Source organism: Actinoplanes sp. TFC3, assembly GCF_001553785.1.
Taxonomy (GTDB): Bacteria; Actinomycetota; Actinomycetes; order Mycobacteriales; family Micromonosporaceae; genus Actinoplanes.
In genome coordinates this window covers 1,236,578-1,245,021 of record NZ_LOJP01000002.1, presented here as the reverse complement: position 1 = coordinate 1,245,021, position 8,444 = coordinate 1,236,578, and the positions used below count along the sequence as shown (strand labels likewise).

The following is an 8,444-nucleotide window of genomic DNA, read 5'->3' as shown; positions in this document are numbered from 1 at the left end:
ACCGGCGTCTCGGCAAAGGCGGTCCAAGGATCGGGCGGGGCACCGGGCGGGCGGGCATTGGGAAGAGCCGTTCTTCTGGTACGGCGGAAGCGGCCCTTTTCGGGTGGGGCTGAGGCCTGAGTGGGGTAGTCGCGGGGCTTTTCCGGGGGCTTGTCGCCTTCCTTGCTGTTGTCCCGGCCCTTGCCCCGGCCCTCTTGCTGCCCATCTTTCCGGCCGTCCTGCTGGTCCTTTTGCCGGCTGTCTTTTCGGTCGCTCTGCTGGCCGCCCAGCCGGCTGTCTTGCCGGCCGGGTCTTGGGTCGGCGGGGGCTTCGTCGGTGAAGGCTTTGGTCGCTGACTTGCGGCTCGCGGGCACGGCCCAGCCGGTGCCTGTCGCGGCGCTGTCTGCTTTGGTGTTCGGGCTGTCCCTATCCGGCCTGCTGCCGCCAGTCTTACCCGGCTCTTTTCCGCCGGACGCGACCCTTCCCCCGCTCGCGTCATGGTTCCCCGCTGGTCCGGCGGCGCTGACGATGGTTGCCGTAAGCTCCCCATCGCCAAGCCTCGGCGGAACTGCACGCCGCAACCCCTGCCCACTCCCCGGTGCCCCCGCAGAATGCTCGGCCCGCCCAGGTCCTCGCCGCCGCCCCAACGCAGCCCACCGCCTGAGCCGAGATCGCTCCACACCAGACCCGGCACCCACTTGCGCCGCGCCGCCGCCCACTCCCGCTGCGCCACCGCCAAGACGCTCAGCGTCGTCACCCGCGCTCGACGAGCCGCCAGCACCAGGTCCCCTGTGAGCCCTCGCCTTGTCCACAGCAGGCGCGGAGTCCACAGAAGGCTCGGAGTCCACAGAAGGCTCGGACCTGCCATCGGGCGTCGGGCCGGGTGCCTGCCGGCCGTCGGCCTGCGGCTGCTCGGTCGTCATTCCGCTCCCTTGTGGTGTGTCGCGCGCGGTGCGGCCGTGGTGTTCGAGGCGGGGCTCCCGCTTGAGGTGCGAACCGGGATCGCGGCACCGGGTCAGCCGCCTGCCTTCTCGCGAAGGAGCGCGATGTCGGCGGACTGGCCTTCGGGGCCGCCCGGGGTCTCGACGATTGCCGGGGCTCCGGAGGCGCGGATCGCTGCGACCACCAGTTCCGGGTCGATCTTGCCACTGCCGAGGTTGTCGTGCCGGTCGCGGCCGGAGTCGAAGGTGTCCTTGGAGTCGTTCGCGTGGATGAGGTCGATGCGCCCCGTGATGGATTTCACTCGGTCGACGATTCCCAGCAGGTCTTCGCCGCCGGCGTGGGCGTGGCAGGTGTCCAGGCAGAAGCCGGCTCCGAACTCGCCGACGGCGTCCCACAGGCGGGCGAGGTTGTCGAAGCGGCGGGCCATGGCATGGTCTCCGCCCGCGGTGTTCTCGATAAGGATCGGAAGCGGGAGACCGCCTTCCTTCTCCGCGTACGCGAAGGTCTTGCGCCAATTGTCGAAACCAACCGCAATGTCGTCACCCGCGGTGACGTGGCCGCCGTGCACGATCAGCGCCTTGGCCCCCAGTTCGGCGGCCGCGCGGGCATGGGTCACCAGCAGTTTGCGGCTGGGAATGCGGATGCGGTTGTTCAGCGTCGCGACGTTGATGACGTACGGCGCGTGGATGTAGATGTCCACGTCGGACGCTCGCAGGGCGTCGGCGTCCGGCCGGGTTGCCGGCGATTTCCAGCCCTGGGGGTCAGCCAGGAAGAACTGCACGGCGTCGGCGCCGCGGGCGGCGGCCGCGTCGAGGGGGTTCGCGGGGTCGACATGAGCTCCGATGCGCATGGGGAGAGCGTACGACGTGGGTACGACGCTCACCCGGCGTCGCTGGGCGGCCACTGAGCGCGTCACCGCTGGAAGAAGGGCGTCGTTAACCGGGGGGATCAACCACAAGACTGGGAGATGGTGGCATGTCGCGGCGAGTCCGAAACCGCGTGATCGCAATGGTGATGGGCGGGTTTCTGCTGGGCGCGGCCGTTGTCACAACGGGTACGGCCAACGCCGGGCAGATCGAGGGCGCCGGTCGTCAGGTGGTGTTCGCCGGCGGTGGCATGCTGGACTTCTCCTGCCGTTCCAACCCGTCGATCGAGTCGATGACGGTTCCGGCGGAAAGCACTGTGCGACTCATCAACCGGACCGGCCGCGACGCCAAACTGATGCTCAACGGTGACAATCAGGGTGCCGTGGCAGATGACTCGTCAACCGAGGTCGTGTTCCGGCGGGGCACCACCGCCGTGGCGTTGCGGCCCGCGTGCGCGATGGCGACGGAGAGCGCCCCCGTACTGGTCACGGCAACTCCCTCGACCACTCCCGATCCCGCCACCGACCCGGATGGTGAGGAGGAGTCTCCCGGCGATGGCTCCACCTCCCCCTCGGAGCCCGGTCCCGGCACTCCCCCCGTGTCAGACTCGCAGGGGCCTCCGCCCACGACTACTCAGCCTGTGCCTGCGACGCCAACACAGTCTCAGTCGCCCGCGCCAGGTCCGGTCGGGGTCACGCGCACTGCCGCGCCCTCCGTGCCGCTGGGTGGCTCAACACCGCACGTCAACGGCAGGGCAGCAAACGGTACGGAGGGCAGCAACGTCCCCGCGCTGACTCAACTGCCGGTGGGTCAGGACAAAATGCTGCTTGATCCCGTACGTGCAGAAGAAGGGCCGGTGACCGCCACGGAGCCTGCGCCGGTGCAGGAAGCGGAACCCACCTCGGACATTGCCGCGGCAGAGCCGGTAGCGGCGATGGCGCCGATGCCCAAGTCCCAGCCCATCGGTCTGCTCGCGATCATCGCCACGGTGTGCGCGCTGGGCGTCGGAGTAGGGGCAATCCGGGCATTCGTGTCGCAACGTGCATCTGTGGCGAATCTGGCGTAGGCTGATCCCACAAGCTCCGCGGGGCGGCCGTTCCAACCTCATCGGTGTGGTCGTTCCTCCCCAGGTCCCACCCAGCGAATGCGGACCGGACGCCCCGCGGCTTCACACAAAGAGAGCCTCGTCCACGGACGGGGCTCTCTTTTGGTTGACCAGCTAGGCACGGGTATGCTTCCACAGTTCGCAGTGTGCGCCGTGGGTCTCACCCCACGGTTTCTTGTTGCGACAGACACAAGACCTCCTGCCACGGAGAGACCGTGGTCGTTAGCCCACAGGAGGTGAGAACGTCTTGCGTCATTACGAACTCATGGTGATCCTCGACCCTTCGCTCGAGGAGCGCACCGTCGCCCCGTCGCTCGACCAGTACCTGAACGTGATCCGCACCGCGGGCGGCTCGGTGGAGAAGCTCGACGTGTGGGGCCGGCGCCGGCTCTCGTTCGAGATCAACAAGAAGTCCGAGGGCATCTACGCCGTCGTGGACCTGCAGGCGACCCCGGAAGCCGTGGCGGAGCTGGACCGTCAGCTGCGGCTGAACGAGTCGATCCTGCGCACCAAGGTCATCCGGCCGGAGACCCGCTGAGCCTCGTTTTTGTCGTAGGGGTCTGAGAACCTTTCCGACGAACGACGCCCAGCGGCGAGGAGAAGATCATGGCAGGAGAAACCACCATCACGGTCGTCGGCAACTTGACCGACGACCCTGAGCTGCGCTTCACCCCTTCGGGGGCAGCGGTCGCCAAGTTCCGCATCGCCTCGACGCCGCGGACCTTGGACCGGCAGTCGGGCGAGTGGAAAGACGGCGAGCCACTCTTCCTCGCGTGCAACATCTGGCGTGACGCCGCCGAGCACGTCGCCGAGTCGCTGCAGCGTGGCGCTCGGGTGATCGTGCAAGGCCGGCTGCGTCAGCGGTCCTACGAGACCCGCGAGGGCGAGAAGCGCACCGTCTACGAGCTCGAGGTCGACGAGATCGGCCCCTCCCTGCGCTACGCCACGGCGAAGGTGCAGAAGATGAGCAGGTCCGGGGGCGGCGGAGGCGGAGGCGGCTTCGGCGGCGGAAGCGGCGGCGGTGGTGGCAACCGGCAGTCCGGCGGTGGCGGCGGTGGAGGCAGCTCCTTCGACGACCCGTGGGCGACGGCGGCCCCGGCCTCCGGTAACCGCTCCGGCGGTGGCGGCAGCTCCTCTTTCGACGACGAGCCTCCCTTCTAAGCCCCTCACCGGGCTTTTCCGAGTTCAGGAGTAAGAGCAATGGCTAAGGCTGCGGCACTTCGCAAGCCGAAGAAGAAGGTGAACCCGCTCGACAAGGACGGGATCACCTACATCGACTACAAGGACACCGCGCTGCTGCGCAAGTTCATCTCGGACCGCGGCAAGATCCGCGCCCGCCGGGTGACTGGCGTTACCTCGCAGCAGCAGCGGCAGATCGCCCGCGCGGTCAAGAACGCCCGTGAGATGGCGCTCCTGCCGTACACGGCGACGGCGCGCTGAGGGGAGGCACCGAGATGAAGATCATCCTCACCCACGAGGTGTCCGGCCTCGGCACCCCCGGCGACATCGTCGAGGTAAAGAACGGCTACGGCCGTAACTACCTGCTGCCCCAGGGCTTCGCGATCCAGTGGACCAAGGGCGCCGAGAAGCAGGTAACGGTTATCAAGCGGGCGCGCGACGCCCGCGAGATCCGCGACCTGGGCCAGGCCAACGAGGTCAAGGGCCAGCTCGAAGGCCTCAAGGTCACCCTGACCGCCCGCTCCGGCAACGGCGGCCGCCTGTTCGGCTCGATCACCCCGGCCGAGATCGTCGACGCCGTCAAGGCCGCCGGCGGTCCGTCCCTCGACCGGCGCCGCCTCGAGCTGCCCGGCCACATCAAGACCACGGGCTCCTACAAGGTCCAGGTCAAGCTCCACCCCGAGGTGACCGTGTCGTTCCCCGTGAACGTCGTCGCCGCCAAGTAACACCTGGCTTCATCCGAAGCGCGCCGGCCTGTTGGGGCTGGCGCGCTTTGCTTTGCTCGCATTACGGTGCTGTTTGCTTGGCCAGCTCGTGGCTTAGTTCGCTGGCTGGTCGGCCAGGTGCTGTGCCGTCGGCAGTTTCTCGGGTGGCGAGCCCTGCGAAAGATGCTCGTGCCCTTGAGCCCCCAGCCCACCTCCGGCAGCGCACCCACTTGCTGTCCACGACTGCGGGCGCCACCCCTTCAACCGCACGCCAGCCGCGACGTTTTGCTCGTCAGCTGAGTGATTGGCCGGTGATTGCGGACGTGAGAACCGTAGCCAGCCCGCCGCCCATCACGGCCGCCGCCAATCCGACGCTGGCTGCCTTCCATGAGCCGCTTGCCCAGCGCAGGCCCACCGCTACGAGCATGCTCAGCACCAGCGACAACCCGAATTGGGGTGCCGCTTTGGCAAGGGTGTCCAGCGCGTGGGTCTGCTGGTTGCCGCTGAGAACCAGCATGTAGACCACGAAGAGTACGACCGGAACGCCGTACCAGACGACGGTGTAACCCACGGCTGCCAGCGGGCCGCCGGTGTCCTCTTCGACCTCGTCCTCGGGTTCGAGCAGGTCGTTCTGCAGGGCCGACGCGGACGTCAGCGTGCTCACCGGCCGGCGTTCGTAGGAGCCGGTCGGGGATGTCATCACCGCGCCGCGAGGGGGCCATTCGGTGTCCGGCGGATCTTGCCAGCTTGGCCCCGTACGGGGAATGACTTCTGTTGCTCCGGCCGAAGCGGAACTGGCGGCTGGCACCTTGACCGACGCGGACGCCGCGTCCTTGGATGGCGCCCGGAAGGGGACGAAGTCGCTGGTGCCGAAGCGGCGCGACTCACCAGCGGCGAGGTTGCTCTCGGCCTTCAGCTCATTACGCCAGTCGGCCGAGCCGCCCTCGCGGTAGTTGGCCGAGCCTTTGGCTTCCGGATCGGGTGTGCCGGGCTGCCGCCACGAACCCGGGTCTGCGGGCGGGCGGATCTCGGTGACGGCGTCGCTGGGGGCCGGCTCGCCCTGTTCGGCTCGTAGTTGGCTGCGCCAGCTCTCCGCTTGAGCAGCCGCCTGCGCGTCCGGCCGCCATCCCCCGCCGGAGCTGGGGTCGACCGAGGCGCGTCCACCGAACGTGGGCTGCGGGGATACGTCGGGTGAGACGGGTGCCGTACCGCCGAGCTGCTGGCGGGTTCCACCGAGTTCGCGGAGCCAGGCGGCCGTGGCGTCGTCGGCGCGCTGGCCTCTGGCTTCGGCCGCGGGATCAATGAGGTCCTGCCGCCAGTTGGCCTCATCCCCCGGACCGCCGCGTCCAGCGCGCCCGCCGGGAGACGCGGAGCCGTCCGCTGAAGCGAGGCCGCCGGAAGAGTTGAGGCCGCTGGCGGGGCCGCCGGATGGGGTGGCCTGGCCTGGCGAGGGCGGAGCGGACATCGGCCGATCCGGCATGGCCGAGACCGGGCGGTTGGGCATCGCCGAAACGGGCCTGGTGGGTACCGAAGAAACCGGTCGGCTGGGCGTCTCCGAGGCGTAGGCGCCGGGCTGGTCTTCCGTCTCGCGCGTCCGGCCGGCATCGTCCTCGCGCCGGTACACCACCGGGTCGAGCGGGGCTTCCGGGGCAGCACTCAGCTGGCGTGGACCCTCCGGCGCACGCCGTCGTCCACCGCCGCGGCGCTCGGCCGGGTCGTTGCCCTCGATCGCAAGGGGGCTATCGGTGCTTTCCGGGGCACGGCGGCGCCTCCGGGGCCGGGTACCGTCGCCTCGATCGTCCTCGTCGTCTTCATCGTCATCGGCTTCGGCGCGGTGCCACTGGCCGGTGTCGCTGTCGCGGAGCCATACCTCGGTTTCCGGGTCGCGATCCCACGCAGCCGTTTCCAGCTCACGCTGCCAGTTGGTGTCGGGCTCCCGGCGACGGTAGTCCCGCGCACCGTCCTTACGCGCCGGCACGCCCACCCCGCGCTGCGCATCGAGGCCGCGTCGAGGCTCACGCTGCCGGGAACGGCGATCGGCCGTACGGCCCTCGCTGTCTCGCCAAGATCCGGTGTCCCCGGGCGCGGGCCGCTCGCCCTCGAACGCCGGCCGCCAACCGTCAGAACCATCGAACCCTGGTGGCGTGACGTCAGAGCCGGGGGCGGGCCGGTTGCGGCGCTGCCGGGAGCTTGTCTCACCGGGCGCAGGGCCGTCGTCGCGCCGGCCCTCGCCGCGGGGGCGGAAGCCGCTGTCCGTGGACTCGCCCCTGCCGTCGCGCCGCCACGAGCCCATCTCCCCAGGGGCTGGGGGTGCACTGCGCTGCCGCGACGTGGTTTCGCCAGGGGCGGGGGGTGCGCTGCGCTGCCAGGACGCGGATTCGCCGGGTTGGTTCGGGCCGGGCTCGGTGCGGCGCCACGATCCGGATGCGGATGGTGAGCCCGACTCGATCTCGCGGCGTTGCCAGGAGCCGGATGCCGACGGCGAGCCGGACTCGATTTCGCGGGGGCGGTCGGATCTGCTGCGCCGGCCCGTACCTTCTTCGCGCTCTTCTCGCTGCCACGAGCCGGTGCCCGTGCCGGTGCGGTTGGACCAGCCGCGTGGCTGGTCCCGGGGTTCCAGCGGGAGCGGGATGACGCCGGATTCGGTGGCGTTCTGGGCCCAGGGGTCGGCGGGCGGAGCCTGGTCCGGTTCGCGCCGCCACGAGCCGGTGCCACTGCGAGAATCGGCCCGCGATTGGTCACCGCTGCGCCAGGTGCCGCTGGTCGGTACGGAGCTTGAGGAGTCACCGGTACGGCGGGAAGTGCGCGATTCATCCCCGCTGCGCCAACTGTCCGAAGCCGGGGCGGTGCTCTGCCAGCCGTTCGCCGTCGAACTCGTACGCCAACTGTCGTTCGGCGGATCCTGGAACGGCGGAAGGCTGATGCTGCCCGTGTCGGCGTGCCCGGCCCAGTTGTCGGCGTCCGAGCGTACGGTCCAGCCCGTACCTCCGCTCGTACGAGATGCGGGTTCAGCAGCCCGGCGGCGGCCTCCCTGCCCCGACCCATCGTCCAGCCCGCCGGAAGCCGCAGCAGACTCCCGGCGCCACTGAGCGCGATCGTCCTCGCGCACCAGGTGACGACCATCGTCGCCCCAGCTCGAACGGCTCTCCCAGGACGGCCGTTCCGAGCGCGGCTGCCAGCTCGACGTTGGCGCGGAGGCGGGCGGTGACGAGTACTGCTGCCAGGAAGGTGGCCCGTCAGCGGGGCGTTGCCAGCTCGGCGTGCTGTCCGGAGGGGCCGACTGCTGCCAGCTCGACGTCGGTGCGGCGGGAGGCAGCTGCCAGCTCGAGGCTGCGTCGGCGGGGTGTTGCTGCGAGCCGGGGGTAGCGTCGGCGGGGCGCTGCTGCCAACTGGGGGCTGCGTCGGCTGGGCGTTGCTGCCAGCTCGGGGCTGCGTCGGCCGGGCGTTGCTGCCAACTAGGCGTGGCGTCGGTAGCGGGGGGTTGCTGCCAGCTTGATGTGGGCGCGGCGGCGGGAGGCTGCTGCCAGCTTGATGTGGGCGCGGCGGCGGGAGGCTGCTGCCAGGACGATGTCGGCGCCGCGGGAGGCTGTTGCCAGGACGAAGAAGTCGGGGCGGCGGGGGGTTGTTGCCACGACGAAGACGTGGGTGCGGCGGCCGGGTGCTGCAGCC

9 protein-coding genes are annotated in these 8,444 nt (G+C 70.0%); 5 read left to right on the top strand and 4 right to left on the bottom strand.

Going from position 1 to position 8,444, the window contains the following annotated elements; genetic code table 11:
- Positions 1–353, bottom strand: a 353-nt coding sequence (locus TFC3_RS39845; RefSeq protein WP_153040590.1) for a hypothetical protein, incomplete at its 3' end; no start/stop codon positions are given.
- A gap of 641 nt (positions 354–994) precedes the next feature.
- Complete coding sequence (locus TFC3_RS32920) at positions 995–1,771, bottom strand: deoxyribonuclease IV (RefSeq protein WP_067509702.1); 777 nt, start codon at positions 1,769–1,771, stop codon at positions 995–997.
- Positions 1,772–1,920: 149 nt separating this feature from the next.
- Between TFC3_RS32920 and TFC3_RS32915 the strand changes: the two genes are divergently transcribed.
- The 5 genes from TFC3_RS32915 (at position 1,921) to rplI (ending at position 4,796) form a co-directional block, all read left to right on the top strand.
- Positions 1,921–2,853 (top strand): hypothetical protein, encoded by a 933-nt coding sequence (locus TFC3_RS32915; RefSeq protein WP_153040589.1) that lies wholly within the window; start codon positions 1,921–1,923, stop codon positions 2,851–2,853.
- A gap of 286 nt (positions 2,854–3,139) precedes the next feature.
- Positions 3,140–3,430, top strand: a complete 291-nt coding sequence (rpsF, locus tag TFC3_RS32910; RefSeq protein WP_067509699.1) for a 30S ribosomal protein S6 — start codon at positions 3,140–3,142, stop codon at positions 3,428–3,430.
- 68 nt (positions 3,431–3,498) lie between these two features.
- On the top strand, positions 3,499–4,053 hold the full coding sequence (locus TFC3_RS32905; protein ID WP_067509697.1) for a single-stranded DNA-binding protein: 555 nt from the start codon (positions 3,499–3,501) through the stop codon (positions 4,051–4,053).
- Between the two features lie 39 nt (positions 4,054–4,092).
- A complete protein-coding gene (gene rpsR / locus TFC3_RS32900) occupies positions 4,093–4,332 on the top strand; it encodes a 30S ribosomal protein S18 (protein WP_007073789.1) in 240 nt (79 codons plus the stop codon).
- A 14-nt stretch (positions 4,333–4,346) separates the two neighbouring features.
- Positions 4,347–4,796 (top strand): 50S ribosomal protein L9, encoded by a 450-nt coding sequence (gene rplI, locus TFC3_RS32895; protein WP_067509695.1) that lies wholly within the window; start codon positions 4,347–4,349, stop codon positions 4,794–4,796.
- Positions 4,797–5,067: 271 nt separating this feature from the next.
- Here rplI and TFC3_RS37595 read toward each other — a convergent pair whose 3' ends face one another.
- Positions 5,068–7,884, bottom strand: coding sequence for a hypothetical protein (locus TFC3_RS37595; RefSeq protein ID WP_153040588.1), 2,817 nt, complete (start codon positions 7,882–7,884; stop codon positions 5,068–5,070).
- A gap of 346 nt (positions 7,885–8,230) precedes the next feature.
- Positions 8,231–8,444: hypothetical protein (locus tag TFC3_RS38350; protein WP_236718588.1), on the bottom strand; the 214-nt coding region annotated here is incomplete at its 5' end.